This is a genomic window from Gordonia sp. LMA167, from assembly GCF_058130025.1.
In genome coordinates this window covers 5,656,097-5,681,694 of the sequence record NZ_CM176708.1, presented here as the reverse complement: position 1 = coordinate 5,681,694, position 25,598 = coordinate 5,656,097, and the positions used below count along the sequence as shown (strand labels likewise).

The 25,598-nt window shown below is 67.4% G+C and carries 26 protein-coding genes; 17 read left to right on the top strand and 9 right to left on the bottom strand.

Annotated elements, in window-relative coordinates:
• Positions 1–116 precede the first annotated feature (116 nt).
• Genes ACVT6V_RS25445 through ACVT6V_RS25430 form a run of 4 tightly spaced genes read right to left on the bottom strand, consistent with a single transcriptional unit; the run spans position 117 to position 7,251 of the window.
• Positions 117–812 (bottom strand): GntR family transcriptional regulator, encoded by a 696-nt coding sequence (locus tag ACVT6V_RS25445; protein WP_489896853.1) that lies wholly within the window; start codon positions 810–812, stop codon positions 117–119.
• A gap of 8 nt (positions 813–820) precedes the next feature.
• Positions 821–2,773 (bottom strand): S9 family peptidase, encoded by a 1,953-nt coding sequence (locus ACVT6V_RS25440; protein WP_489901007.1) that lies wholly within the window; start codon positions 2,771–2,773, stop codon positions 821–823.
• A complete protein-coding gene (locus ACVT6V_RS25435) occupies positions 2,770–4,569 on the bottom strand; it encodes an N-acetylglutaminylglutamine amidotransferase (protein ID WP_489896852.1) in 1,800 nt (599 codons plus the stop codon). The genes ACVT6V_RS25440 and ACVT6V_RS25435 overlap by 4 nt, the downstream gene beginning before the upstream one ends.
• A gap of 3 nt (positions 4,570–4,572) precedes the next feature.
• On the bottom strand, positions 4,573–7,251 hold the full coding sequence (locus tag ACVT6V_RS25430) for a glutamate--cysteine ligase (RefSeq protein WP_489896851.1): 2,679 nt from the start codon (positions 7,249–7,251) through the stop codon (positions 4,573–4,575).
• 142 nt (positions 7,252–7,393) lie between these two features.
• On the opposite strand from ACVT6V_RS25430, the gene ACVT6V_RS25425 reads away from it, so the two are divergent.
• Positions 7,394–8,596, top strand: coding sequence for a hypothetical protein (locus tag ACVT6V_RS25425; protein ID WP_489896850.1), 1,203 nt, complete (start codon positions 7,394–7,396; stop codon positions 8,594–8,596).
• Between the two features lie 50 nt (positions 8,597–8,646).
• On the opposite strand, the gene ACVT6V_RS25420 is transcribed toward ACVT6V_RS25425, so the two are convergent.
• On the bottom strand, positions 8,647–9,123 hold the full coding sequence (locus ACVT6V_RS25420) for a hotdog fold domain-containing protein (protein ID WP_489896849.1): 477 nt from the start codon (positions 9,121–9,123) through the stop codon (positions 8,647–8,649).
• A gap of 731 nt (positions 9,124–9,854) precedes the next feature.
• On the opposite strand from ACVT6V_RS25420, the gene rpsJ reads away from it, so the two are divergent.
• From rpsJ to ACVT6V_RS25340, 16 genes are all read left to right on the top strand, one after another.
• The gene (gene rpsJ, locus ACVT6V_RS25415) at positions 9,855–10,160 is read left to right on the top strand and encodes a 30S ribosomal protein S10 (RefSeq protein WP_003938093.1); all 306 of its coding nucleotides are present in this window, start codon (positions 9,855–9,857) and stop codon (positions 10,158–10,160) included.
• A 20-nt stretch (positions 10,161–10,180) separates the two neighbouring features.
• Positions 10,181–10,840, top strand: coding sequence for a 50S ribosomal protein L3 (rplC, locus tag ACVT6V_RS25410; RefSeq protein WP_489896848.1), 660 nt, complete (start codon positions 10,181–10,183; stop codon positions 10,838–10,840).
• Positions 10,837–11,493: a 50S ribosomal protein L4 gene (rplD, locus tag ACVT6V_RS25405; protein WP_489896847.1), complete on the top strand. Its 657-nt coding sequence runs from the start codon at positions 10,837–10,839 to the stop codon at positions 11,491–11,493. Before rplC ends, rplD begins: the two co-directional genes overlap by 4 nt.
• 1 nt (position 11,494) lies before the next feature.
• Positions 11,495–11,800: a 50S ribosomal protein L23 gene (gene rplW, locus ACVT6V_RS25400; RefSeq protein WP_489896846.1), complete on the top strand. Its 306-nt coding sequence runs from the start codon at positions 11,495–11,497 to the stop codon at positions 11,798–11,800.
• A 30-nt stretch (positions 11,801–11,830) separates the two neighbouring features.
• A complete protein-coding gene (rplB, locus tag ACVT6V_RS25395) occupies positions 11,831–12,667 on the top strand; it encodes a 50S ribosomal protein L2 (protein ID WP_489896845.1) in 837 nt (278 codons plus the stop codon).
• A 20-nt stretch (positions 12,668–12,687) separates the two neighbouring features.
• Positions 12,688–12,969 carry a 30S ribosomal protein S19 gene (rpsS, locus tag ACVT6V_RS25390; protein ID WP_005203946.1) on the top strand — a complete coding sequence of 94 codons (282 nt, stop codon included), beginning with the start codon at positions 12,688–12,690 and terminating at the stop codon, positions 12,967–12,969.
• On the top strand, positions 12,969–13,379 hold the full coding sequence (rplV, locus tag ACVT6V_RS25385; RefSeq protein WP_489896844.1) for a 50S ribosomal protein L22: 411 nt from the start codon (positions 12,969–12,971) through the stop codon (positions 13,377–13,379). The genes rpsS and rplV overlap by 1 nt, the downstream gene beginning before the upstream one ends.
• A 2-nt stretch (positions 13,380–13,381) precedes the next feature.
• Entirely contained in the window at positions 13,382–14,194 is an 813-nt protein-coding gene (gene rpsC / locus ACVT6V_RS25380) for a 30S ribosomal protein S3 (RefSeq protein ID WP_489896843.1), read from the top strand.
• Between the two features lie 2 nt (positions 14,195–14,196).
• The gene (rplP, locus tag ACVT6V_RS25375) at positions 14,197–14,613 is read left to right on the top strand and encodes a 50S ribosomal protein L16 (protein ID WP_004020548.1); all 417 of its coding nucleotides are present in this window, start codon (positions 14,197–14,199) and stop codon (positions 14,611–14,613) included.
• A complete protein-coding gene (gene rpmC / locus ACVT6V_RS25370; protein ID WP_489896842.1) occupies positions 14,613–14,846 on the top strand; it encodes a 50S ribosomal protein L29 in 234 nt (77 codons plus the stop codon). Before rplP ends, rpmC begins: the two co-directional genes overlap by 1 nt.
• Positions 14,843–15,127 carry a 30S ribosomal protein S17 gene (gene rpsQ, locus ACVT6V_RS25365; RefSeq protein ID WP_489896841.1) on the top strand — a complete coding sequence of 95 codons (285 nt, stop codon included), beginning with the start codon at positions 14,843–14,845 and terminating at the stop codon, positions 15,125–15,127. Before rpmC ends, rpsQ begins: the two co-directional genes overlap by 4 nt.
• A 137-nt stretch (positions 15,128–15,264) precedes the next feature.
• Positions 15,265–16,608: a cation:proton antiporter gene (locus tag ACVT6V_RS25360; protein ID WP_489896840.1), complete on the top strand. Its 1,344-nt coding sequence runs from the start codon at positions 15,265–15,267 to the stop codon at positions 16,606–16,608.
• A 118-nt stretch (positions 16,609–16,726) separates the two neighbouring features.
• Positions 16,727–17,989 carry a sensor histidine kinase gene (locus tag ACVT6V_RS25355; RefSeq protein ID WP_489896839.1) on the top strand — a complete coding sequence of 421 codons (1,263 nt, stop codon included), beginning with the start codon at positions 16,727–16,729 and terminating at the stop codon, positions 17,987–17,989.
• Positions 17,979–19,058 (top strand): DUF8320 family protein, encoded by a 1,080-nt coding sequence (locus ACVT6V_RS25350; protein WP_489896838.1) that lies wholly within the window; start codon positions 17,979–17,981, stop codon positions 19,056–19,058. Before ACVT6V_RS25355 ends, ACVT6V_RS25350 begins: the two co-directional genes overlap by 11 nt.
• A complete protein-coding gene (locus tag ACVT6V_RS25345) occupies positions 19,042–20,286 on the top strand; it encodes a sensor histidine kinase (protein ID WP_489896837.1) in 1,245 nt (414 codons plus the stop codon). Before ACVT6V_RS25350 ends, ACVT6V_RS25345 begins: the two co-directional genes overlap by 17 nt.
• On the top strand, positions 20,283–21,362 hold the full coding sequence (locus ACVT6V_RS25340) for a DUF8320 family protein (RefSeq protein WP_489896836.1): 1,080 nt from the start codon (positions 20,283–20,285) through the stop codon (positions 21,360–21,362). Before ACVT6V_RS25345 ends, ACVT6V_RS25340 begins: the two co-directional genes overlap by 4 nt.
• A gap of 24 nt (positions 21,363–21,386) precedes the next feature.
• On the opposite strand, the gene ACVT6V_RS25335 is transcribed toward ACVT6V_RS25340, so the two are convergent.
• Genes ACVT6V_RS25335 through ACVT6V_RS25320 form a run of 4 tightly spaced genes read right to left on the bottom strand, consistent with a single transcriptional unit; the run spans position 21,387 to position 25,199 of the window.
• Positions 21,387–21,761, bottom strand: coding sequence for a GNAT family N-acetyltransferase (locus ACVT6V_RS25335; RefSeq protein WP_489896835.1), 375 nt, complete (start codon positions 21,759–21,761; stop codon positions 21,387–21,389).
• Between the two features lie 29 nt (positions 21,762–21,790).
• Complete coding sequence (locus ACVT6V_RS25330; RefSeq protein ID WP_489896834.1) at positions 21,791–22,774, bottom strand: ABC transporter permease; 984 nt, start codon at positions 22,772–22,774, stop codon at positions 21,791–21,793.
• Positions 22,771–23,610, bottom strand: a complete 840-nt coding sequence (locus tag ACVT6V_RS25325; RefSeq protein ID WP_489896833.1) for an ABC transporter permease — start codon at positions 23,608–23,610, stop codon at positions 22,771–22,773. Before ACVT6V_RS25325 ends, ACVT6V_RS25330 begins: the two co-directional genes overlap by 4 nt.
• Positions 23,607–25,199 (bottom strand): ATP-binding cassette domain-containing protein, encoded by a 1,593-nt coding sequence (locus tag ACVT6V_RS25320; protein WP_489896832.1) that lies wholly within the window; start codon positions 25,197–25,199, stop codon positions 23,607–23,609. The genes ACVT6V_RS25325 and ACVT6V_RS25320 overlap by 4 nt, the downstream gene beginning before the upstream one ends.
• Positions 25,200–25,598 lie beyond the last annotated feature (399 nt).

Genomic DNA, 25,598 nt, shown 5'->3' with positions numbered 1-25,598 from the left:
GGTCAGCGGACATCCTCTGATAGGCGCTGATGGGATAAAGCTAGAAACCGTTTGTTACCCGGGAATTAACGAGTAGATATATTTTGCCGGGATTCGTGCTGGTCAGCACGCGATTGTCAGTCGTCGTGCCGGACCTCGAGATCGGCGGCGGTCTCGACGATCGCGCTTTCGAGGCGTTGGTGATGGATTTTCGCCACGTCCAGCACCGCTCCGGTGTCGCGAGCGACGAAAGCATCGAGCAGGGTGGCGTGATCGGCGTTGAGTGCCTCCTGAGTTGCGGTGCCGACCGCCCGCATCACCTGGAACGGTTCGGTCAGGTTCCAGGTCGCCTCGAACATGTTGAGCAGACGGGGCATTGCACAGGGAGTCGTGAGCTCGCGGTGGAACTGCCGGGAGATATCGTGAAATGCCTTGCGATCGTTGAACTTCACTGCTGTCACCAGTTCGTCGTGCCGTCCCCGCGCAGCGTCGATACCGGCATCGTCGATCCGGTCGACGGCCCGCGCCAACGCGGCTTGCTCCAGAGTTCCTCGCACGAAATAGATTTCGCGCAGCTCCTCGCTCGAGAGCTGGCTGACCCGGTAACCGGCGTTGCGCTGGTGGACCACGAGTCCCTCGCCGACCAGGGTCTTGAGGGCCTCGCGGACGGGGATCGGGCTGACCGCGAAGGCATCGGCGACCTCACCGGGCGGTATCTGGACACCGGGTGGCGCCCCACCGGACAGGATCAGGCGCCGCAATTCCTCGAGCACGTTGGCGCGTGCGTTGTCCGAGCGCGTCTCGACGAGCTGCGCGATGAGACGGTCGGTCATGCGTGAGCTCATCGAGGCACCCGGCCTCGTGCCGGATGCTCGAATATCCACCCTGCGACGGCCTCGGCCAACCGTTGCTGGTTGTGGCGCTTGACGATCTCATGCCCCTCGTCGTTGAACAGGAGGAGCTCCGCCCTCGCGCCACGGGCACGCAATTCGTCGACGATCTGTTGGGATTCGCTGACCGGTACGTTGGTGTCGTGGGCGCCGTGGATCACCAGAAGGGGCGCACGCACATCGTCGATCCGGTGGATCGGAGACAGGTCCGCCAGCAGCTCGCGATCGGATTCCGGGTGACCGTACTTGGTGTGGGCCGCGACCGCGATCCACGGCTCGGTGTTGCGAAAGAACGACTCCAGATCGCTCATACCGCAGATCGCGATACCCGCTGCGAACATATCCGGGTGGAACGTGAGGCACGCCAACGTGAGATAGCCCCCATACGAGCGTCCCGAGCAGTACACGGCGTCCGGGTCCGCGATCCCTGTCGCGATGAGATGGTCTGCGCAGTCGGCGGCATCGTCGATCCCGGCGTAGCGCCCGTAACGGTCGTCGGCGTGGGAGAACAGCCGTCCATAACCCGACGATCCACGCACGTTGGGCGCGAACACCGTGACGCCTGCGTCCACGAGCGGCCCGAACAAGAAGTTGTAGTCCGGCCGGGTCTGTGCCTCCGGTCCGCCGTGGAAGTAGATGAGGGTGGGGCCGGCCGCATCGGCACGGTCTGCCCGGAACAGCAACCCCGACAACGGCATCCCGTCACGCGCCGAGAACTCCAGCAATTCCGGACGGAGCCCGCTCGACGGTCCTGCTCCGGCGACCACGTCGTCGCGGACGGCGACGACCTCCCGGGTCGCGGTGTTGACGAGGTGGACCAGCGGTGAATGCTGCGGGCTGGACACGGTGACCGCCACGAGCTTTCCCGCGGCGCTGATGGAGAGGTCGTGGGCCACCTCGCCGGGCAGTTCGATGGGGTCGTGCAGGGTCTGGTCGGGAAGGGTGAGGATCTGTAACTCGCTGCGTCCGTCGATGTTCCACAACATCGCGACCGTGGACTGGTTGTTGCTCACCGCGAATGCGTCGACTCCGGCGCCGGGCCGCTGTGCCAGCACCCGGAATCGCACACCGCCGCGACCCAGCTCGACACCGAGCAGGCGTGGGTACTTGGCATCGAAATCGCTGATCACCAAGGCCTGCACACTGTCGAGGTCGCGCTGCGCGTCCTGTGGCGGACCGACGAACACGAGCGACGGATGGTCGAATCCCTGGTCGAGGATGTAGCCGTCGTCGGTGACCGACCCGGGGTCGTTCGGCAGGAGCGGGGTCATGGTGACCTCGTCGGAACCGGTGTCGACGCGTCGGCGGATCAGCAGCATGTCGCGGTAACCCCGTGGGCCGACGCGGACCAACGTCGCCCCCTTCCACGAGTCGACCAGCGCCCCGCCCACGCGGACATCGAGGGTCACCGACGTCGACGTACCCGGATGAATCCGCAGCGCGTGGGCCGTGCCGTCGGGTTCGGTCGCCGTGATCAGGACCCAGTCGGTGTCCCAGCCCACGAGCGACACCGTGCCGAACGGGCGGCCATCGGGTCGCGCGGCGCCGATCCGGTAGGCCGTGTCGTCGTCGGGGTCGGTGGTCACGACCCAGACCTGGTGGTGCTCGCCTCCGCTCGGGGCGATCTCCACGGCCAGCCACTTCCCGTCGGTGGAATGAACGACCTTGCGTACCGGGCCGGTGGCGCGCAGCCGGACCCAGCGCAGTTCGCCCACACCGTCGACCGACAAGGATCGTTGGGCCGCCCGCGGGTAACCCGTTCCGTCGTCGATGATGTAGGCGAATGCGGAGCCATCCGGCGACACCGATGCGCCATAGGTGTGCCATCCGCGGTCGTCGAAGCGGAGCAGATGGGTCGGTGCGGCGGTCTCGGAGGCGGATGGAGTCGGATTGCCGGCGCTCATGGTGTGGTGATGGCCTCCATGGTCTGCAGCCACATCTCCAGCATGGCGAGCTGCCAGAGTTCGTTGGCGTCGAGGGTGGTGCGGATGCCGTTCGGGTCCGCGAACAGACGATCCAGCGCCTCGGGGCGATAGAGGCCACGGTTGACGGCGGTGGTGGAACGCAGCGCGTCCGACACCAGGTCCAGCACCCCGCCCTCGAGATGGCGAATTCCGGGCACCGGGAAGTACCCTTTGGTGCGATCGATGACGGCGGCAGGCAGGAGGGATCGGCTGGCCTGCTTGAGAACTCCCTTGCCACCGTGGGCGAGTTTGAGATCGGGTGGGCACGTCGCGGCGAGCTCGACGAACTCGTGATCGAGGAACGGGACGCGGGCCTCCAGACCCCACGCCATGGTCATGGTGTCGACGCGTTTGACCGGGTCGTCGACCAGCATGATCGTGGTGTCGAGCCGCAGGGCGGCGTCCACGGCGGTGCGGGCGCCCGGCGCGGACTGGTGGGCCAGCGCGAACTCCCAGCTCGGATCGTAGTCGCCGTCGACATGATATGGCTCGCTGAGTAGTTCGCCGATGGCGTGGTGGCCACGGTCGAAGAAGACGCTCGCGTAGGCCTTGGTGGTCTCGGAACGGTCGATGTCCTGCAAGGGCGGATACCAGGAGTAGCCGCCGAGGATCTCGTCGGCGCCCTGGCCCGACTGCACCACCTTGATGGACTTGCTCACCTCCTGCGACAACAGATAGAAGGCCACGCAGTCATGGCTCACCATCGGCTCACCCATCGCCGCGATGGTGTCGGGAACCGCGGGCAGCAACCGGTCGGTACCGATGTGGATCTTGTGGTGGTCGGTGGCGAAGGTGTCGGCGATCAGATCGGAGTAGGCGTACTCGTCGCCGGATTCGCCACCTGCGGAGTCGAATCCGATACTGAACGTCGCGAGGTCGGTCTGGCCCTGCTCGGCCAGCAGGGCCACCACCAGCGACGAGTCGACGCCGCCCGACAGCAGCACACCGACCGGGACGTCGGCGACCATGCGGCGGCGGACCGCGGTGCGCAGTGAATCCAACACCTCGTGCTGCCAGCGCTGCTCATCCCAATCGGCCCGGTCCGGGTGGGGTTCGAACAACGGTGTCCAGTAACGCCGTTCGGTGCTGCGCCCATCTGGTGTGATGGTCCGGACGGTGGCCGGGGGCAGCTTGCGGATGCCGTTGTAGATGGTGTGCGGCGCGGGTACGACCGAGTGGAAGCTGAAGTAATGGTGCAGTGCGACGCGATCGATCGAGGTGTCGACGTCGCCTGCGCGGAGCAGCGCTTGCACCGACGACGCGAATCGGAGCCGGCCCGGTGTCTCGGCGATGTAGAGCGGTTTGATGCCGAGCCGGTCCCGGGCCAGGGTCACGACTCCGGAGTCGGTGTCGACGACGGCGAAGGCGAACATCCCGATGAGGTGGTCGACACACGCCGGACCCCAGGCGTGAAACGCCTTGAGGATGACCTCGCTGTCGGCGTGGGAGAAGAATCGGTAGCCCTTGGCCTCGAGTTCGCGCCGTAGCTCCCGGTGGTTGTAGATGCAGCCGTTGAACACGAGCGCGAGCGCGAGTTCCGGGTCCACCATCGGCTGGGCTCCACGCTCGGACAGATCGATGATCTTGAGCCGCCGATGTCCCAGCGCAACCGAACCCTTTGCGAAGACACCGGATCCGTCCGGGCCCCGGCGGGTCATCTCGCAGGTCATCGCGTCGACCGCGCCGATGTCCGGAGATGTCGCGTCGAATCGGATCTCACCACATACACCGCACATGTCTCAGTCCTCTCCCAAGCCAACTCCGACGCCCTGGATCCAGGTGTCCTTGCCCCCGCCGCCGCGCGACGAGTTGACGATCAGGCTGCCGGCCGGGGCCACCCTGGTCAGTGCGGCCGGCGCGATGTGCGCACTGACCTCACCTCCCGAATCACGCAGGTGCACAAAGGCCCGCAGGTCGACATGATGAGCATAGAAGCCGTTGCCGTCGAAGGTGGGATGGGTGGACAGCGCCACCACCTCCTGCGCGATGTAGCGCTCCGGCTGCGTCAACAGATCCACCCGCCGTTGGCTGAGCTCCTCCTCGGTGCACTCGGGGCCGATGGTGATGCCGGAACCACCCAGCCCGTCAATGGGTTTGACCACCAGGTGCTCGAGGTTGGCGAGCACGTGGTCGCGCTGTTGCCGTTCAGCGCACAACCACGTGGGCACCTGATCGATCATCGGTTCCTGACCGAGGTAGTACCGGATCATCGCGGGCACGTAGTAATAGATCGCCTTGTCGTCGCCGACTCCGTTCCCCATCGCGTTGACGATGGCGAAGGTGCCCCGGGCCAGCGCGTCGAGGATCCCGGCACGCAGCGGTTGCTCGTCGAAGCCCTTCGACGACAGCAGCATCTCCTCGTCGATCCGCACGAACGCGGTGTTGACCGGCGAGCGCACCGAACCGTGGTGCACGAACAGTCGGCCGGCGTCGGGGCCATCGTCGGCGACCGAGATGTTCTCCGGTGTGGTGAGCAGCAGGCCCGCGCCCTTGGCGAGCAGTTGGTGCTCGAACCACGCCGAGTCCTTCCAGCCGGTGCTGAGCATGATGTCGACGCCGTCGGCGTGGGGGTCGGGCGGCGCCGCGACGGCGATCGTGTCACCGACCATGCGGGGTACGCCGGCGATCGACATCGTCCCGGGCGGCATGGGGATCTCGGGCAGGAACTGGGTCATCAACGCACGGTTGGACATGGCGTACGCGATTCCGGACGGCAGACGGAGGTTGTCCTCGAGGACGAGGAAACGCCCAGGGCTGGGGGAGACGAGGTCGGTGCCGCAGATGTGCGTGCGGACCCGCTGCCAGGAGGGTATCCGTCCGGTCTGCCGGTACCCCGGAGCAAGGTCGAGGGCTTCGGACGGGATGACGCCGTCGCCGATGATGTTCTGGTCCCCGTACACATCGAGGATGAACGAGTTCAGGGCGAGCGCCCGTTGGCGGAGTCCGGCACCGATGTTCTGCCAGTCCTGCGCGCCGATGTAGCGGGGGACCACGTCGAGCGGGAACAATTGTGCGCGATCCTGGCCGGTGACCCGGAAGGTCACGCCGTCGATGCTCTGTTCGCGTTCGATCTGGTATTGCCGTTTGCGCAGTTCGATCGCGCCGAGTTTTCCAGCCGCGGCGAGGATTTCGTCGTAGCCGGGCCGAGCGAAGGTGTCGGGGGCCACCGCCTCGTCGTAGCACTGCAGTTCCGGCGAGTCCACCGTCGGCACGTCATCGGATCGCTCGACCAGACCATAGCCGTGCAGCAGTCGGCCGCCCGGATCGTCGGGCAGCACCACTTCGGCCAGGGTTCCGGCCGTCTCGCTGATCAACCCGTCGACGACGGCGGTGAGCCGACCGCGGCGCCGGAGCGTGCGCCGCTGTCGCGCCGACGAACTGCCGATCGCGAGGGCCTCGCCGATGAGATCTCGGATGGTCTCCCAGTCGCCGCTCTCCTCGAGCTCGGGTCGTAATGATTCGGCGAGGTCGGTGATGACGTCGGCCGCCGGGCGCGGTGTGGCGTCGTCGACGTCGATCAGGTCGCCCTCCAGGCCGGACCGGGCGGCCTGCCAGATCGCCGCCCGATACAGCGCCGGTGACATCCGCTCGGCGGGCTTTCCGAGACGCTCGGCCTCATGGGACACGATCGCCCGGAACAGTCCGGCGATGACGGTGATCGTGTCCACCGACGGGCAACTGTCGCAGACCCGGAGCTCGAGCGTGCCGACCCGGGCGGAGGGGCGGACGTCGAAGTACACCATGCCGGGGTCGGTGATCACGCCGCTCCCGATCAGTCGGCCGATCTCGGCGTCGTAGTCGGCGGCGGTGTGGACGTCGGGGAACGGGCCGGTGGTGGGCCAGCGCTGCCAGACGAGAGTCCGGACGCTGGCGTATCCGGTGTCCGAGCCGTCGGCCCAGAACGGTGAACTCGCCGACAGGGCGAGCAGCGGAGGGATGTACCGAGCGATCCTGGTTGCGATCGCCACCGCCTCGTCGCGGCTGCGGACATCGACATGAACCTGCGTTCCGCAGATCAGTTGCTCGCGGGCGAGCAACTGATAGTCGGCGAGCATTCGCCGATACCGGGGTGTCTCGGTCACCCGCATCTCGGTGGGTACCGCCAGCGGCACCGACCCGGCGGCCACGACACCCATGCCGAGTGTGCGCGCGGCGTCGACGAGCGCGGACCTGTTCGACCGCAGGTTTTCGCGCAGCTCGGACAGTTGCTGGTATACCCCGCTGTTGGCCTCGATGACGCAGCGCTGCAGCTCCTCGACGTAGGGGCTGTCGGCGGGGAGGATCTCGAGCAGTTCGGGTGCCCGCGTCGTCAGCTTCGAGGTACGCAGATCGACCAGGTGGAACTCTTCCTCGACCCCGACCTTGCGGATGGCGGCGGCCCGGTTGCCCAGATCGGCGCACTCGTTTCCGGGCGTCATCATCACAGCCTAGGAGCATCCGCTTGCCACGGCAGGGCAAGCAGCCGCAACGCAATCCGACATTCCGCCCACTTGTGGCCGAGCGGAGGCCAGATCGATCCCGGGGTCATATATTCGGCAGGTCGGAGGAGGTCGGGTACCTATGATCAAACGCGCTTTCCGCGTCGCCATCGCTCTCGTTGTCGCCATCGTGGTGACGGGCCTGCTGACCACGCCGGCGTCGGCCGCCCCGCAGGGCCACGCGCCGGCTCCCGGGTGTGCCTGGCAGATGCGGACCCATCTCGGCGATCTCAATCTGGGCTTCCCGGAGACGAACGCGACCTATTGGGTCACGCCCTATCTGCTGGGAGCGGGTGACTGGATCGAGCTGAACGGCACCTACCCGGATGCGCGGTATTTCTCGTTCAACACCTATGGCACCGGGTTGACCGCCGTGGACTGGTTGCGGGACAGCCGTATTCGGCCGAATGCGGGGAGCACGAACCCATATTCGGGTCAGGGGTCGGGGCCGGGCCGGCGCTGGCGGGCGGCCGTGGTGACCCGACCTGCCACTGCGTCGCGCAATGAGTTCTCCGGCCCGTCGGCGGGGCTGCTCATCGAGCGGATCTACGTCCCACACAACGCGGCGTCACCCAACGGTGGTGTACAGCTGCCGACGGTGACGATGCACGTGGGCGGCGGGTCGACGGTGATGGCGCCGTGCGCGAGTTCCTATGCCAGCAACGGCGCACTCGGGGGACTGATCACGGCCGGCCTGAGCGTCCCGCTCGTGGGGGCCGCGAACGCGGCGTTCGCGCCGAACCTGCCGGAGGCGACCTTCGTCAACCCGCGGAGCACCGACGGCCTGCTGGCCAACGGTGAGGGCCGCTACCTCGGCGCCGTCGTCTCTTACCGGCCGGGTCGGGTGGTGGTCATCCGTGGGCGTGCTCCCACCTTCCCCAACACGCGCGCGGGTGTGTCACCGACCGCCGCCACACAGTTGCGCTACTGGTCGATGTGCCAGAACGACCGCGTGCCCCCGTATCCGGTGGTCTCGTGTGCTGCCGACTACCGGACGCGCGTGGACCGGGACGGCTACTACACCTATGTCGTGGCCGCACCCGCCGATCGGCCGACCGGCGACCCCTCGGTGACCTGGATTCCCTGGGGAACCACTGCGGTGCCGCAGAAGGTCCTCATCTATCGCCAGATGCTGCCCGCGGGCGGGTTCTATTCGCGCAGTGTCATGGCGTCGCAGGCACGCGGCACGAATCCGGCGGCCACGATGGGTGCCTATTACCCGAGCGCACGGTATTGCGACGTCGGCGTTCTGCGTAGCGGCGGCTGGCGGGCCTGCTTCCGGTGAGGCGCCGGCCCGGCGGGTCGGGCCGGCAGGGACAGGACAGTTCTGTCGCGTCAAGCCTGACGTGTCACCCAGGTGGTGATATCGCAGTGAACGACCTCGGTGTCACGCTTGTCGAGGACTCGGACGCTGACGGTGACGTCGGCGCCGTCGGTGATCGCATCGAAGTCCACCGGGTCGACGAGCCGGGCCTCGGCGGTCAGGCGCGTGGTTGCCTTCGCGAGGTACTGGGTGTTCATCGCCTTGGGAATCCACCGGTGGCTCGCCGGGGTGGTGGCCTCCATCAACATCCCCATCGCGGCCTCGGCCAGATTGCAGGCGGCGATCGCGTGGAACGTACCGAGGTGGTTGTGGACGCCGAACCAGTTCGGGCCGCTGACCCGGCAGTAGCCCGGTCGCATCTCGCTGACGAGGGGTAGCACCGTACCGAAGTAGGGCACCCGCGCGACCATGCCCAGAGAGAAGAGGACATCGCCGACGAGGTTGTCCGGCAGTCGGCGACGGAGTGCGTAGGTGGGGGAGAGGGCCATGGGGCGATCTTACTTGTGGGTAAGTTGTCTCGTGACTTCGCGTCGGGAGAGGGCGACTTTGCGTCGACAGAACCCGGAATTTCGTCGAGAGAACCCCTATTCGCGTCGACAGAACCTGGATTCGCGTCGAGAGAACCCCTATTCGCGTCGACAGAACCCGGAATTTCGCCGAGAGAACCTGGATTGGGGTGCGTCGGGTTCGTGGCTGGGGCGGTTCTCTCGGCGAAATTCCGGGTTCTGTCGACCTCCGTGCCAGGACCTGGGGTCTTCGGCTCGCCGGGTTCCAAGGCCTAGGGTCTTTGGCTCGCCGGGTGGTGTCGACTGCCGTGCCATCGACCGCAACGCACGACCTGGTGAGCGCTTGCGGCCCGGATTTGAATATGCACCCCGACCTGGTGCATACTTGTCGGGTTGCCTTGAGCGGCGGACGCAGGGTTGTCTGCGGCCTCGTTCAGGTGAATGACTCCCAGGCCCCGGATTCCGGGCCAGGGCGTGAAACGCATGCGCCGAATCAGGTTCATGGTCACGACACGCCCGACCGCGGGTGCCGGAGCACAACCGGTTCGCTCCCAGAGCGAACCTACGTACAACGATAGATGAACAGCGTCGATCCCCGAATCTCACGCGGGTGGTCATGTGTCCGCCGACGATCTGTGTCGGTCCCCGTTCGCGGGGCGAGAAGGTCACGCGGTGTTTGTCTGTCGAGAACAACTGACGGAAGAGGACACAGCGTGGCGGGACAGAAGATCCGCATCAGGCTCAAGGCCTATGACCACGAGGCGATCGACGCTTCGGCGCGCAAGATCGTGGAAACCGTGACCCGTACCGGGGCACGCGTGGTCGGCCCGGTGCCGTTGCCCACCGAGAAGAACGTCTATTGCGTCATCCGTTCGCCGCATAAGTACAAGGACAGCCGCGAACACTTCGAGATGCGCACCCACAAACGACTCATCGACATCCTCGACCCGACGCCGAAGACGGTCGACGCGCTGATGCGCATCGATCTGCCGGCCAGCGTCGACGTCAACATCCAGTAGGCGGGGGGCGAGAAGAAATCATGAGTAACCAGAGTGCGACCAAGGGAATTCTGGGCACCAAGCTCGGCATGACCCAGGTCTTCGACGAAAACAACCGTGTCGTTCCGGTGACTGTCATCCAGGCCGGACCGAACGTGATCACCCAGCTCCGTACCGCGGACCGTGACGGCTACACCGCCGTGCAGCTCGCCTACGGCGCCATCGACCCGCGCAAGGTCACCAAGCCGGTCGCCGGGCAGTACGCCAAGGCCGGCGTGACACCGCGTCGCCACCTCGCCGAGATCCGCATCGCGGACGTCTCGGAGCTCGAGATCGGCCAGGAGCTGACCGCGGAGATCTTCGCGGACGGCACCAAGGTCGATGTCACCGGTACCTCCAAGGGCCGCGGCTTCGCCGGCGTCATGAAGCGCCACGGCTTCTCCGGTCTGGGCGCCAGCCACGGCGCGCACCGCGTGCACCGTGCACCCGGCTCGATCGGTGGCTGCGCCACCCCGGGTCGTGTGTTCAAGGGCATGCGCATGGCGGGCCGGATGGGTAACGACACCGTGACCACGCAGAACCTGACCGTGCACAAGGTTGACGCCGAAGCCGGTCTGCTGTTGATCAAGGGCGCGATCCCCGGCCGCAAGGGCGGCATCGTGGTGATCCGTGATGCAGTGAAGGGTGGTGCGACCAAGTGAGCACCGAGACAACGACGAAGCTGACGCTGGACGTCAAGGCCGCTGACGGCTCGACCAACGGCACCGTTGACCTGCCCGCCGACCTGTTCGACGCGCCGGCCAACATCGCGCTGATGCACCAGGTGGTCGTGGCCCAGCAGGCCGCCGCCCGCCAGGGCACCCACGCGACCAAGACCCGCGGTGAGGTCAGCGGTGGCGGCGCCAAGCCGTACCGCCAGAAGGGCACCGGTCGGGCCCGCCAGGGTTCGACCCGCGCACCGCAGTTCGCCGGCGGTGGCACCGTCCACGGCCCGCAGCCGCGTGACTACAGCCAGCGCACCCCGAAGAAGATGAAGGCCGCCGCCCTGCGCGGTGCGCTGTCGGACCGCGCACGCAACGAGCGCATCCACGTGATCACCGAGCTGGTGGCCGGGCAGACCCCGTCGACCAAGTCGGCACGGGTGTTCCTCGAGGCGCTGAGCGACCGTCGCAAGTTCCTGGTGGTGCTCGGCCGTGAGGACGACACCGCATGGAAGAGCGTCGCGAACCTGCAGAACGTTCTGCCGATCGCGCCGGATCAGCTCAACACCTACGACGTCCTGGATTCGGACGAGGTGGTGTTCAGCGTCGAGACGCTCAACGCGTTCATCGAGCAGAACAAGAAGGAGGCCTGATATGCCTACGCAGGCTGACCCGCGTGACATCATCCTGGCACCGGTGATCTCCGAGAAGTCCTACGGACTGATCGAGGACAACGTCTACACCTTCCTGGTGCATCCGGACTCGAACAAGACCGAGATCAAGATCGCGGTCGAGAAGATCTTCGACGTCAGCGTCACCAGCGTCAACACCGCCAACCGGCAGGGCAAGCGCAAGCGCACCCGCTTCGGCTACGGCAAGCGCAAGAACACCAAGCGCGCGATCGTGACGCTGTCCGCCGACAGCAAGCCCATCGAGATCTTCGGAGGACCGGTCGGCTGACCGGGACTCGAGAACTGAGGGACTAGAGACATGGCTATTCGTAAGTACAAGCCGACGACCCCGGGTCGTCGTGGTGCCAGTGGCGCAGACTTCGCCGAGGTCACCCGCGATCATCCGGAGAAGTCGCTGGTTCGCCCGCTGCACGGTCGTGGTGGCCGTAACGCGCACGGCCGCATCACCACCCGGCACAAGGGTGGCGGCCACAAGCGCGCCTACCGCCTCATCGACTTCCGTCGCAACGACAAGGACGGCGTCAACGCCAAGGTCGCACACATCGAGTACGACCCGAACCGCACTGCGCGGATCGCGTTGCTGCACTACGTCGACGGCGAGAAGCGCTACATCATCGCGCCCAAGGGTCTGAACCAGGGCGACGTGGTGGAGAGCGGCGCGACCGCCGACATCAAGCCGGGTAACAACCTGCCGCTGCGCAACATCCCGACCGGTACCCAGGTGCACGCCGTCGAGCTGCGCCCGGGTGGCGGCGCGAAGATGGCCCGCAGTGCGGGCGCATCCATCCAGTTGCTGGGCAAGGAAGGCACCTACGCCACCCTGCGTATGCCGTCGGGTGAAATCCGTCGCGTCGACGTGCGCTGCCGCGCCACCGTCGGCGAGGTCGGCAACGCCGAGCAGAGCAACATCAACTGGGGCAAGGCCGGCCGCATGCGCTGGAAGGGCAAGCGCCCGACCGTGCGTGGTGTCGTGATGAACCCGGTCGACCACCCGCACGGTGGCGGCGAGGGCAAGACCTCGGGTGGTCGTCACCCGGTCAGCCCGTGGGGCCAGCCGGAAGGCCGGACCCGTAAGAACAAGGCCAGCGATCAGCTGATCGTCCGGCGTCGTCGTACCGGCAAGAACAAGCGATAAGCACAGGAGGGAGTTAGAGAATGCCACGCAGCCTCAAGAAGGGCCCGTTCGTCGACGACCACCTGCTTGCCAAGGTGGACACGCAGAACGAGAAGGGCACCAAGCAGGTCATCAAGACCTGGTCGCGCCGTTCGACCATCATCCCGGACTTCATCGGTCACACCTTCGCCGTCCACGACGGTCGCAAGCACGTCCCGGTGTTCGTCTCGGACAACATGGTCGGGCACAAGCTGGGCGAGTTCGCCCCCACCCGCACCTTCAAGGGTCACATCAAGGATGACCGGAAAGCGAAGCGCCGGTAATGACTACGCAGACCGATAATCCGACAGCCAAGGCAACCGCGAAGTTCGTGCGCGTGACGCCGATGAAGGCGCGTCGCGTGATCGACCTGATCCGCGGCAAGAACGTCGACGAGGCCCTCGACATCCTGCGGTTCGCACCGCAGTCGGCATCCGAGCCGGTGTACAAGGTCCTCGCCAGCGCCGTCGCGAACGCGGAGAACAACCTGGATCTGGATCGCCGGACCCTGGTCGTCGCCACCGCATTCGCCGACGAGGGCCCCACGCTCAAGCGGTTCCAGCCGCGTGCGCAGGGTCGTGCGTTCCGCATCCGCAAGCGCACCAGCCACATCACCGTCGTCGTCGAGAGCCTTCCGGAGAAGGCGTCGGCCGGCCGCGGTCGCTCGCGTCAGCCGAAGCAGAAGGGAGCCTAGTAGTGGGCCAGAAAATCAACCCGCACGGCTTCCGTCTGGGCATCACCACCGACTGGAGTTCGCGGTGGTATGCCGACAAGCAGTACGCGGAGTACGTGAAAGAGGATGTCGCCATCCGCAAGCTCCTGTCCACCGGACTCGAGCGCGCCGGCATCGCCAAGGTGGAGATCGAGCGCACCCGTGACCGGGTCCGCGTCGACATCCACACCGCCCGTCCGGGCATCGTCATCGGTCGCCGTGGCGCCGAGGCCGACCGGATCCGTGGCGACCTGGAGAAGCTGACCGGCAAGCAGGTGCAGCTGAACATCCTCGAGGTGAAGAACGCAGAGTCCGAGGCCCAGCTGGTGGCCCAGGGCGTCGCCGAGCAGCTGAGCAACCGTGTGGCGTTCCGTCGCGCGATGCGCAAGGCGATCCAGTCGGCGATGCGTCAGCCGAACGTGAAGGGCATCCGGGTCCAGTGCTCGGGTCGTCTGGGCGGCGCAGAGATGAGCCGCAGTGAGTTCTACCGCGAGGGACGCGTGCCGCTGCACACGCTGCGCGCCGACATCGACTACGGACTCTACGAAGCCAAGACCACCTTCGGCCGTATCGGCGTGAAGGTCTGGATCTACAAGGGCGACATCGTCGGCGGCAAGCGTGAGCTGAGTGCAGCCGCGCCGGCCACCGAGGACCGTCGTCCCCGCCGGCCCAGCCGGCCCCGTCGCAGCGGTGCTTCCGGCACCACTGCCACGAGCACCGACGCGGGACGCGCGGCGGAGGCTCCGGCAGAAGCGACCGCGGGTGCAGGTGCGGCCACTGAGAAGCAGGAGGGCTGATCATGCTGATCCCCCGCCGGGTCAAGCACCGCAAGCAGCATCACCCCAGCCTGAAGGGCCAGGCCAAGGGCGGCACCAAGGTGACCTTCGGTGACTACGGCATCCAGGCTCTGGAAGGCGCGTACATCACCAACCGTCAGATCGAGTCCGCTCGTATCGCCATCAACCGGCACATCAAGCGTGGCGGCAAGGTGTGGATCAACATCTTCCCGGACCGTCCGCTGACCAAGAAGCCTGCCGAGACCCGCATGGGTTCCGGTAAGGGTTCGCCGGAATGGTGGGTCGCCCCGGTCAAGCCGGGTCGTGTGCTGTTCGAGATGACCTACCCCAACGAGGAGATCGCTCGCGAGGCCCTGCGCCGCGCGCAGCACAAGCTCCCGATCAAGACCAGGATCGTGACCAGAGAGGAGCAGTTCTGATGGCACTCGGAGTTGCTGCGACCGAGCTGCGTGAGCTCAATGACACCGATCTGGTCGATCGCCTGAAAGAGTCGAAGGAAGAGCTGTTCAACCTTCGTTTCCAGATGGCCACCGGCCAGCTCGACAACAACCGTCGTCTGCGGACCGTGCGTCGCGAGATCGCACGTATCTACACCGTGATGCGGGAGCGCGAGCTGGGTCTTGCGTCGGGACCGGAAGGTGAAGACGCATGAGTGAGGACCAGAAAGTGACCGAAACGACGACGCGTAACGACCGCAAGGAGCGGATCGGCTACGTGGTCAGCGACAAGATGCAGAAGACCATCGTGGTCGAGCTGGAAGATCGTAAGAGCCACAAGCTCTACGGCAAGATCATCCGGACCACGAGCAAGGTCAAGGCACACGACGAGAACGAGACCGCCGGTATCGGCGACCGCGTGCGGCTCATGGAGACCCGCCCGACGTCGGCGACCAAGCGGTGGCGTCTGGTCGAGGTGCTGGAGAAGGCCAAGTAAGCCGACTCGCAGCGAGTTACATCGCAACGGCCCGTTCCCCGAGGGGGGAGCGGGCCGTTCGGCGTTTCTGGACCGCCGCGGACCGCCCCGGTGCTGCATAATCCGAGCATGAACGGGGTCGGGTCGGTGGGTGTGCGATGACCGACGCAACAGTGGCCGTCATCTGTCTGCTCCTGTTGGCGTGGGCGGTCCTGTCCCGGCTGTTGACGCGCCACGACGTCACCGGTCCGCTGCTGTTCGTCGCGGTCGGCTACCTGCTCGGCAACCCGGACTGGGGCCTGTTGACGGTCGACGTCGACACGTCGGTGGTCCATACGCTCGCCGAGGTCACGCTCGGCCTGGTGCTGTTCACCGACGCGTCGCGGGTCGACGTGGGTCGACTCCGTCGCGCCGTGCGGCTGCCGGCGCGGTTGCTCGTGTTGGGGCTGCCGATGACGATCGTCCTGGGGACCGTCGGCGCGGAGGTGCTCTTCGACCAGTTCGACTGGGGTCTGGCGCTGTTCGTGGGTGCCGCTCTGGCTCCGACCGACGCGGCACTGAGCGTCGCGGTGATCAACGACGAGCGGATTCCGCGACGTCTGCGGCTGACCCTGAATGTGGAGAGCGGCCTCAACGACGGCATCGCCACGCCGGTGGTGACCCTGGCGATCGCGATCGCCGCAACGGCCCTGGGCGTCGGCGGGGCCGAGGGCATCACGCTCGGGGAGGCGGCGAAGGAGTTGCTCCTGGGCGTCGGCATCGGCCTGGCCGCAGGTGGCCTCGCCGCATGGATCATCAACATCTCCGCGGCCCGCGAGCTGTCGTCGGTGAAGACCCGGCAGATCGCCGCGTTGGCCGCGGCGGCCGGTGTCTTCGCGCTCGCCACCGCTGTCGAGGGCAACGGGTTCATCGCTGCATTCGTCGCTGGTATGGCGTTCGGTCACATCATCGAGCGCGACCGTGCCGAGGGAACGTCGGGGCCCCCGCCGGCCGTGCGCGTGCCGAGCAGCGAGCACGACGCATCGACGACGTTGGAGGTACTCCCCGAACTCGTGGGCGAACTGCTGGCACTGGTCGTCTGGTTCCTGTTCGGTGCGACCCTGATCCCACTCGCCGGACACGTCGTCGAGGCCGGTGACCTGCTGCTCATGGCCGGCTACGCGCTGCTCGCCCTCACGGTGTTCCGGATGGTCCCGGTGGCCCTCTCGCTGATCGGCACCGGACTCCCGGGCCGCGACGTACTGCTCATCGGCTGGTTCGGCCCGCGCGGCCTGGCATCGGTGGTGTTCGCATTGCTGGGAGTCGAACAGCTCGGCGACGCTCCGAGCGCGCAGGCCGCGGTCGCGGCCATCGGCGTCACCGTATTGGCCAGCGTGATCCTGCACGGTGCGAGTGCCGGTCCGGTGGCGCGGCGATATCCCCGCGCGGCAGCCGAACATCCCGCCGACGCTGATTCCCCGGCACGTCTGCGTCCACGTGGCGCATATCGGTGGCGGCAGTGAACCTGCCACCGTCCGGACCACGCCGAGTTGGGCGGCATCGGCGGGGACCCACCCGCGACGTCCGGCGACATGGCATCGTCGAGAGGAGAACACGGCGAGGCGAGGATCGGATGATCAGGTGTCTGCGACGACGATGATTCATCGCGCACCGAACCGTCCTGGTTCGGTGCCGCTCGGCCGTTGGCGCAAGCGACTCCTGGGCCCCTCCGACCGTTCGGACCTGGCACGCGTCCAACGAGTCGGTTCCCGGTTCATCGGATGCGGACTCATCGTCTTCACCATCGGACTGATCCCGGTCATCGTGACGCGGGGGGCCGTCACCGCCCCGTGGTGGCCCGCGACCAGCGTGCTCCTCGTGGTGGTGCCGGCCACTGCCGTGATCGTCGCGTCCTACCGTCCGCAACTCGCGAACCTCACCGTGCTCGCGACCCTGTGCAGCTTGGGATTTGTCGTCGCCACCGTGCTGTGGTTCTTTGCATGGACCGGTGACACTGCGGAACCCGGGTCATCGCTGAGTGTCTGGCTGGTCCAGTTCCCCGGCGTCCCGGGGCTCCTGTTCGCGCTGACCGGGCACCCGCGACTCGCGTTGACCTGCATCTGTGGTTCCACGCCGCTGGCCCAGACCGCCAACCAACTCGGGGCCAGGGGCTACATCCGCCTCGAGCTCTACCTGGGTTCGCTGCTCACCATCGCGCTGACGAGCGTGTTCCTGGCGGTGGCCGTGGTGACGGTGCGGACTGCCATGCTCCTCGACGAGACGAGGTCGCAGACGATCGAGCGGGCCGCGGCGTCGGCGGCGTCGGCGGCGCAGGAGGGGGAGCGCTCGCGCTTCGCGGCGCTGATCCATGACAAGGTCATCGCGATCCTGCTGGCCATCGACGTCGGACGGCCGTCACCGGCGCTCGCTGCGCACGCGACGTCGGCGCTCGATGAGCTCGACCGTCGTGACGACGATGCCGAGCCGGCGACGATGGACGCCGACGAGTTCGCGAAACGGGTGCGGTCGGCGGCCATCTCGGTTGACGACGGGATCGAACGGTCGGTGACCATCGACCGGTCCACCGCGGGACGCTATCCGGCCGATGTCGTGTCCGGGATGCTCGATGCGATGTGTGAGGCCATCCGCAACTACGACAGACATGCCGGGCCGGGCGCATCGTGTCTGGTCGCCGCCGACCTGCGAGCCAACCGCGCCACAGTGGCCATCGTCGACGACGGCACCGGCTTCGACCCGGCCGAGGTGCGCCCGGACCGGCTGGGCGTCGACGTGGCGATCCGACGTCGGATGGCGGCGCTGGGCGGCTGCCGAGCGGATATCGGCAGCACACCGGGTCACGGCACCACCGTCGTGTTGAGTTGGGAGGGCCGCGATGCGGTCTGAACCGACTTCCCGGCCGGGAACCGCAGCGGTACCGATCGGAGAGATCGATCTCTTCGGATTACGTTCTCCCACCGTTGTGCGAGCGATGATCGCGTTGGGGGTCGTCTACGTCCTCGCCACCGCAGGATCGGGTCTGCGGATTGAATCGGCGTGGAGTTGGATCGGGCTGTCGGCGGCCTTTGTCCTGCTCGCCGCCGACGTCGCCGTGATGACCCGAGCGGTGGGCGACCCGCTCGGTCGTCCGGTGGCAATCGCAGGTGTCGCGATGATGATCGCCGGGACCTCGTGCGCGTGGTGGTCGGTGCCCTCTGCGACCTTCGAACCGTTGCAGTGCCTGCCCGCCGCAGTCGTCGGAATCGTCGTGCTCGCCCTGCTCGCCATCCGCGGTCGACTCGGTGTGGCGTGGGTTGGTGCCGTGGGGCTGAGCGTGTGTGCAGCTGCGTGGGGAGAGCTGCGTGGTCTCGGCTTCATGTCGGGTCTGGTCTTCACGTCATGGGTGTACCCGGTGATGGTCTTCGCGACGCTGTTCGTGGTCATGTTGCGGCCCATGGCCGACAGCATCAGGACATTGCACGCCCGAGAGATCGGTTTCGCCGCAGATGCGGCGGCGACCAGGGCGGCCGCCGAGGAACGGAATCGTCAACTCCTCCTTCTCGACAGGCGAGCGCGGCCACTGCTCGAACAGGTTGCCGCCGTCCACGACTTCGACCCGGACGAGGTGGCCGGCGCCCGACTCGTGGAGGCCGAGCTGCGCGATGGAATTCGGGCCCCCGCGTGGCAGTCCGCACGGGTTCGCGCCGCGGTGTGGCAGGCACGCCGACGCGGGGTCTGGGTGGTGCTCCTCGACGACGGGGGCATGGTGGGGGCCGAGGCGATCCAATCGCGGCTCGATGATGTGCTGGTCGGTGAGCTCGAACGGGTACGGTCCGGCCGGATCACCGCCCGGGTGATGCCTCCCGGACGCACGACCCGCGCGACGATCGTCGTCGACGACGCCGGGGTGGCGCGACGGTACGACTGTGCCGAGGACGGTGAGATATCCGGAGGACTCGGTGGACGACAGTGCTGATCACGCGATGAAGGTCATGAATCGATGGTCGCGTGCCGCCCCGGCCCGAACCGATGCCGGGGGACCCGGTCGCGACGACTCCGATCTCGGACGACTCGAACGTGCCGGGTCCCGCTTCGTCGGGTTGGGGCTCCTCGCGTTCACGGTGGTGATGCTTCCGGTGGCGATGCGAAACGCCGGGCTGACCGCCGTGTGGTGGACGCCGGTCAGTGTGATCCTCGTCGTCGGACCGGCGGGCCTGCTCGTCGCCGCGACCTTCCGTACGGTTCCGCGCGGGCTGGTGCCCCTGGGGTATGCGTGCGCGCTGGGTTTCCTGTCGGCGACGGCGCTCTGGTTCACCGCCTGGCGGGGCGTGCCCGACGATGCGGAGCGCTACACCGTGTGGCTGGTCCAGTTCCCGGCCGTGCCGAGCATCGCATTGGTGCTCGTGTCCCGAACCCGATGGGCGTTGGCGAACCTCGTGGTGGCCACGGTACTGGTTCACGCGGCCAACGAAGTCGGGCTCTACGGTGAGGTCCGACCTCTCGAGATGCTGAGCGCCCCGTTGACGATGGCTCTCTCGGGTGTGTTCATCGCTGTCGCATATGCCACGACGCGCAACGTCCGGTCGCTCGATGCGCGCCGAACCGCGACGCTCGCGGCCGCCGCATCGAGCGCCGCGGACATGGCGCAGGAGGCCGAGCGGGCGAGATTCGCGGCGTTGATCCACGACAAGGTGATCGCGTCCCTGTTGGCGGTCGATGAGGCGCGTCCTGATCCACGTCTGGTGGCGGAGGCCGCCTCGGCACTCGATGAACTCGATCGAGGTGACGACCACGAGCACGCCGCAGTGGACGTCGCCCAGTTCACCGAGCGGATTCGGGCGTCGGCGGCGGCCGTGAGCGAGGGCGTCCGGGTGGAGCTGACCGTGCCCGACCGTGAGGTGTTCTATCCGGCCGAGGCGGTCGCCGCGGTCATCGGCACCACCGGCGAAGCGCTGCGTAACTGGCGCAGGCATGCCGGTGCCGGCGCCCGCTGCACCATCTCCGGCGCCTTCGGCGATGATGCCGTCCGCATCACCATCACCGACGACGGGGTGGGGTTCGACCCGGGGAAGGTCGGAGCGGAGCGGTACGGGATCACGACCGGGATCCACGCACGGATGGGGGCACTTCCGGGAGGGACCGCGGAGGTACACAGTGCGGTCGGCGTCGGAACGACGGTCGCGGTGAGGTGGGCTCGATCATGACCCACCACCCGGTCGTGGCGGACGACGGGGACCTCGACGACGCCACGCTCGACCTGTTCGGGCTGGGCTCCCCGACGGTGGCCGTCGCCCTGTCGATCTTCACGGTCGTGTACGTCGTCGTCTCGGTCGGCGCCGGGCACGACATCACGGCCGTGTCGGACTGGGTGGGCCTGGCCGGTGCGCTCGCGATCTTCGTGGTTGCCACCGGTCTCGTGGTACGCGCGCGTGGTGCGCAGAGTCGGGTCGCGGTGGCGATCGTGGTGGTCGGATTGGCGCTCTGCGGGCTGGCGATCGCGTTGTGGAGTCTTCCGCCGGCGACCTATCTCACGCTGCAGACCTCGCCACCGGTCTCGGCGGTGACGATCGTGCTGACGATGGTGGCGCTGCATGGTCGACCGGTCGTGGCCTGGACGGGGACCGTCGGCTGCACGCTGGTGGCGGGTGTGTGGGGTCACCGGGTCGGTTTCGGATTCGCGGCCGGCGCGGAGATCACATTCTTCTGTTACCCGGTCATGGTCGTGGCGACGCTGTTCGTGATCATGGCGCGGCCGATGGTGATCCGGATACGGATGCTGCGGGAGAGCGCGATCGGTCAGGCGGCGGCGGAGGCGGCGACTGCGGCCGGTGCCGCCGAGCGCAATCGCCAACTCCGCAGGCTGGATCGTCGCGCCCGCCCGATCCTGCAGAAGATCGTCGCCGGCCACGAGTTCACCGCTGCCGAGGTCGCGGACGCGCGCCTGACCGAGGCCCAGCTCAGAGATGGGATCCGGGCCCGGGCCTGGGAGTCGGAGCAGGTGCGTGAGGCCGTCTGGCGCGCGCGCCGACGCGGCGTCTCGGTGCTGTTGCTCGATGACGGAGTATTGAGTGCGTCTGCCGACGACGGGACGCTCCGGCGATTGCATGGCGTCCTGATCGATGCGCTGCGTTCCGTCGACGGTGGTCAGGTGACGGCACGCGTGCTGCCGCCCGGTCGGACGGTTGTCGCGTCGATCGTCGTGAACGCCGAGCCGAGCGTGCGCCGCATCGAGTACGGCGTCGACGGTCGCGTGTCCGTCCATACCGGAACGCTCGGATGAGTTCCGCGGCGTACCGGACGCGCGTCAGCCCAGCTCCGCGTTCAGCCAGCTCAGTATGTCGGGTGTCACCGCGTGGGTGACGTCGGAGTATTCGGGGTTTTTGCGTAGGTAGGCCGCGACCAGCGGACAGACGCCGACGATGGTGCGGCCCTCGGCGCGGGTCGCATCGAGGGCCTCGCGGATCAGGATCGTGGCGAGGCCGCGTCCGGCGAAGTCGTCGGCGACCTCGGTGTGGAAGAAGACGCGGGCAGGGGAACCGTCGATGTCGCGGTCGCGGTAGGCGGTGAATCCTACGGTCACCGGGGATGGCGGCGCGGTCGTCTCGACCTCGATCGCGTAGCGCCGCTCCGACGGCTGGTGCAGGACCGAGACTGCGGCTCCGGTCTTGTCGGTGAGCATGCTGTGAGCCTACGGCGTCCGGGCCGGTTTCAGCGTTCGGTCGCGGCCTTGCGGTAGCCACGCAGCGCCGGGTAGGTGAACGCACCGAGCAGGAGTACCGCCCACACCAGAACCTTGATGAGGTTCTCCGTGATCGGACCACCCATGGCCAGGGACCGCATCACCTCGATGGCCGGGGTCATCGGCTGATTCGCGACGATCGGTTGCAGCCAGGTCGGGAATGCCTCGAGCGGGCTGAAACCGGAGTTGAAGAACATCATGACGCTCGCGATGAGCGAGATCATCGGCACGATCGGCGCGGTTGGTCGCGCGTTGACCGCCAACGCGAGGACCATCATCGAGAAGGCCATCCCGTAGAGCAGCGCGACGCCGACGATGCCGATCGCCGCCCACGCACCCTGCGTCAACCGGAATCCGATGAACAGGCCGGTCACCAGCAAGATCACTGTCGACACGAAGATCCGGACGAGTTCGGCCACGATCCGTGCGCTCAGATCTGCCGCCCGGTTGATCGGCAGCACGTACAGGCGTCCCAGCAGTCCGGTCGAGCGTTCTTGGTTGAGTCGTACCGACGCCGCCATCGAGCCGAACATCGCTCCGACCAGGATGACCAACGGGACCGTACCGAACGCGCTGTTCTGTCCGGTTGCGTCGCTCACCACGCCGCCGAGCACGACCTTGAACATGACCATCGTGAGCGCCGGGAAGAGCAGGCTCTGGCCGAGAGTGGAGTAGTCGCGTGCCCAGACCGAGAGTTGCCGACCGGACAGGATCAGGGTCTGGGTGACCCATGCGGTCATGGTCTGCTCCGGCGGACCGGAGACGGCCGGTCCGGAGGTGATGGGGCCGGTGCCGGCCGGTCCAGAGGGGGTGGGCCCGGAGGTGACGGCCCCAGAGACCGCGGGCCCTGGGCTGATCGTGCCGTTGGGGCCGGTCGCGACAGCGCGCCCGGCGACCGGTGCGCCCTCGGCGCCGGCCGGCGGAGACTCGGTGTCCCGCGATGTGATCGTCATGCCCGCTGTCTCCGTTCGGCCCAGAACAGCAGAACGGTCGCGAGGGCGGCCATGGCGACGCACCAGAACACGGTCGGCGTTACCACCGACCATGTCGCGCTGCCGTCGTTGAACGCCCGCATCGAGTCGGAGAACTGGGAGACCGGCTGGTTGCGCACAAATGGTGCGATCCAGTCGGGGAACTCGGTTGCCGGGACGAACCCGGTGGACAGCATGCCGAAGATGAGCACCGGGAGGCCGATCAACTGGCTGGTCGACTGTGGGCTGCGGGCGATCAGTCCGAGCGCGTCGGCGATGACCGCGATCAGCATGCCGACCCCGAAGGCGACGGCGTACAGGCCGATGGTGCCGGTGACACCGCCGTGCGGTCGCCACCCGATCAGCAGGCTCGCGATCGTGGCGAAGACCAGCGAGATCGTCAGCAGGACCGCGTTCGCCGATCCGCGGGCCGCCACCGGTACGAACGCTTTCATCGGTAAGACGCGAAATCGAACATTGATGCCGCGTTCCCGATCCACCGATGAGCGCATCGCCGAGGCCGATGCGACGAATCCGACCGACTGCAACGCGATGATCGGCATCAGGTACTGGGCGTAGTCCATGCCCGGGGAAGCGTCCATCAGCGACCGGAGCGGTATGTAGAAGCACACGGCCAGGAACGCGGGGGCGATGATCGCGAAGATCACCTCGCCGTTCCGGATGAGCCCGGACACGCCTCGCACGGCCAGGGCCCACCATTGCTGCACTGCGCTGATCTGCGGCTCGGCCACACCGACCGCGGCGGGTGGGCCGACGGCGCCAGACCTCTCGGTGGATGTGTCTGTGTGGCTGATCATGGGGTCACCTTCGGGGAGGGTTCGGTGAGCGCGAGAAACACCTCGTCGAGGCTCGGTCGCCGCAAAGCGACGTCGGCCAGGCGGATGCCCGCGGCGCTCGTCCGCCCCACGATCTCCACGAGGGTGTCGGCTCCGTCCGGGGCGGGCACGGACACCGAGAGGGCAGGACCCGGGTCGGAGTTGTTGTCGGGGTCGTGGCCATCAGGGTCGTGGCCGGCGGGGGCGTGGCTGTCGGATTCGTGGCCGTCGCGAACGGACCTCGTGGGCTCGCCGATCAGGTCGGACAGGGTCTCGCGGACCAGGGGGACGTCGGCGGGGTCGGCGGGAGTCACCTGGTACACCGAGGTGCCGATCTGGGACTTGAGGTCATCGGCGGTACCGGCGGCGATGACCCGGCCGTGATCGATCACCACGATCTGATCGGCGAGCGCGTCCGCCTCTTCGAGATATTGGGTGGTCAGCACGGTCGTGACGCCCTCGTCGCGGAGCCCTCGAACCAACTGCCACACCTCCTGACGGCTACGCGGGTCGAGACCGGTGGTCGGTTCGTCGAGGAAGACCACCTCGGGTCGCGTCACCAGACCGCAGGCGATGTCGATGCGCCGACGCATGCCGCCCGAGTACTCGCCGACGCGTCGACGGGCCGCGTCGGTCAGTCCGAACGAGGTGAGGAGTTCGTCGGCGCGGGCGGCCGCGGCCGACTTCCCCAGACCGAGGAGCCGCCCGAACAGGATCAGGTTCTCGCGGCCGGTGAGCGATTCGTCGAGAGCGGCGAACTGCCCGGTCAGCATGATCGATCGGCGGACGTCCGCGGGTCGATCGGTGATGTCGTGGCCGGCCACCAGGCCGGTTCCCGCATCGGGCCGCAGCAGTGTGCACAGCATGTTGACCGTGGTGGTCTTGCCCGCGCCGTTGGGACCCAGGAGGCCGAGGATCGTGCCCCGCGGTACCGAGAACGTGACGTCGGCAACCGCGACGTTGTCCCCGAACCGCTTCTGCAGACCGAAGGCGACCACGGCGGGCTCGGGGCCGGTCGGCGACTCGTGGCCGAATCCAGGGGCCGACGTGTCGGGCGCGGGAGCGACCAACGGGGCCGCCACAGGCGGGGGCTTCGGTGGCGCAGGTGTCGGTGGCGCAGGCTGAGGTGTCGCCGGCGCTGCTGTGACGTGTGTCGCGGCCACATTCGTCGCCATGGGCCACGACACCGGCTGCGGTCCGGTGAACGGCATCGGATCCGGCGGCGGGACGTGCTGCGGTACCTCGGACGGGCCCGGCCGTGTCAGGCGGTCGGTGCCCGCGAACCGGTCCGGGGTCAGTGGGGGAGCCGGACGCGGCGGCGTCGCAGTCGGGAGGTCATCGGGGACCGGGGACGCACCCGGGGGCGGTCCGCCCCGGTGGCGATCCCGCTCCCACAGCGAGGGGTCGCCCGGCTGATCCAGGGGCAGCAGATCCGCCGGGTCGATCGGATCGGTGAGGGGGTCGAAAGCGCGCCGCGCTCCGTCCCTCGTCTCGGCCGGCTTCAACCCGGCCGGGTGGTCGTCGGCCGGTCCGGGGTCACCGTTGACATGTCCGAGCGATGACTCGTACATTTCGGGCCTCCCTTCTCCGGATCGACGGTATCGGCCGCGAAGGCCTACCGATTCAACTTACGCAGGGCAGTTGCGCGGTACCTCAACCGATCCTCGACACACGGCAACCTGCCGTGAACAAGACAGCATTCCCACAGGTTGAGTCCCTAAGGTACGGGCAAGTCGACGAAAAGGCCGACACTCCGATTACCGTCTGGCGGTCGGTGTTCGTTACGGTTCGACGTCGAACGCTTCAGCGAGCGTTGTAACGAATCGGTCTCCTCCGACGACATACGGAGGTCCAGAACGGTTAGTTTCGCGCACTAATATGCTGGACAGAGCACGTTCTTTGGGTCGGGGGGCCGGAGCGCCATCAGCAGTGCTGATCGGTGAGACGGGAATTGCACGCACGAGACATGG

Bases quoted from the DNA above. Each gene is read 5' to 3' on its own strand.
- ACVT6V_RS25425 (WP_489896850.1), top strand. From the start codon at position 7,394: ATGATCAAACGCGCTTTCCGCGTCGCCATCGCTCTCGTTGTCGCCATC.
- ACVT6V_RS25435 (WP_489896852.1), bottom strand. From the start codon at position 4,569: ATGTGCGGTGTATGTGGTGAGATCCGATTCGACGCGACATCTCCGGAC.
- ACVT6V_RS25340 (WP_489896836.1), top strand. From the start codon at position 20,283: ATGACCCACCACCCGGTCGTGGCGGACGACGGGGACCTCGACGACGCC.
- rplB (WP_489896845.1), top strand. From the start codon at position 11,831: ATGGCTATTCGTAAGTACAAGCCGACGACCCCGGGTCGTCGTGGTGCC.
- ACVT6V_RS25330 (WP_489896834.1), bottom strand. From the start codon at position 22,774: ATGACGATCACATCGCGGGACACCGAGTCTCCGCCGGCCGGCGCCGAG.
- ACVT6V_RS25420 (WP_489896849.1), bottom strand. From the start codon at position 9,123: ATGGCCCTCTCCCCCACCTACGCACTCCGTCGCCGACTGCCGGACAAC.
- rpmC (WP_489896842.1), top strand. From the start codon at position 14,613: ATGGCACTCGGAGTTGCTGCGACCGAGCTGCGTGAGCTCAATGACACC.
- rplV (WP_489896844.1), top strand. From the start codon at position 12,969: ATGACTACGCAGACCGATAATCCGACAGCCAAGGCAACCGCGAAGTTC.
- ACVT6V_RS25360 (WP_489896840.1), top strand. From the start codon at position 15,265: ATGACCGACGCAACAGTGGCCGTCATCTGTCTGCTCCTGTTGGCGTGG.
- ACVT6V_RS25440 (WP_489901007.1), bottom strand. From the start codon at position 2,773: ATGAGCGCCGGCAATCCGACTCCATCCGCCTCCGAGACCGCCGCACCG.
- rplW (WP_489896846.1), top strand. From the start codon at position 11,495: ATGCCTACGCAGGCTGACCCGCGTGACATCATCCTGGCACCGGTGATC.
- rplP (WP_004020548.1), top strand. From the start codon at position 14,197: ATGCTGATCCCCCGCCGGGTCAAGCACCGCAAGCAGCATCACCCCAGC.
- ACVT6V_RS25320 (WP_489896832.1), bottom strand. From the start codon at position 25,199: ATGTACGAGTCATCGCTCGGACATGTCAACGGTGACCCCGGACCGGCC.
- rpsQ (WP_489896841.1), top strand. From the start codon at position 14,843: ATGAGTGAGGACCAGAAAGTGACCGAAACGACGACGCGTAACGACCGC.
- rplC (WP_489896848.1), top strand. From the start codon at position 10,181: ATGAGTAACCAGAGTGCGACCAAGGGAATTCTGGGCACCAAGCTCGGC.
- ACVT6V_RS25335 (WP_489896835.1), bottom strand. From the start codon at position 21,761: ATGCTCACCGACAAGACCGGAGCCGCAGTCTCGGTCCTGCACCAGCCG.
- ACVT6V_RS25445 (WP_489896853.1), bottom strand. From the start codon at position 812: ATGACCGACCGTCTCATCGCGCAGCTCGTCGAGACGCGCTCGGACAAC.
- rpsS (WP_005203946.1), top strand. From the start codon at position 12,688: ATGCCACGCAGCCTCAAGAAGGGCCCGTTCGTCGACGACCACCTGCTT.
- ACVT6V_RS25350 (WP_489896838.1), top strand. From the start codon at position 17,979: ATGCGGTCTGAACCGACTTCCCGGCCGGGAACCGCAGCGGTACCGATC.
- ACVT6V_RS25325 (WP_489896833.1), bottom strand. From the start codon at position 23,610: ATGATCAGCCACACAGACACATCCACCGAGAGGTCTGGCGCCGTCGGC.
- ACVT6V_RS25430 (WP_489896851.1), bottom strand. From the start codon at position 7,251: ATGACGCCCGGAAACGAGTGCGCCGATCTGGGCAACCGGGCCGCCGCC.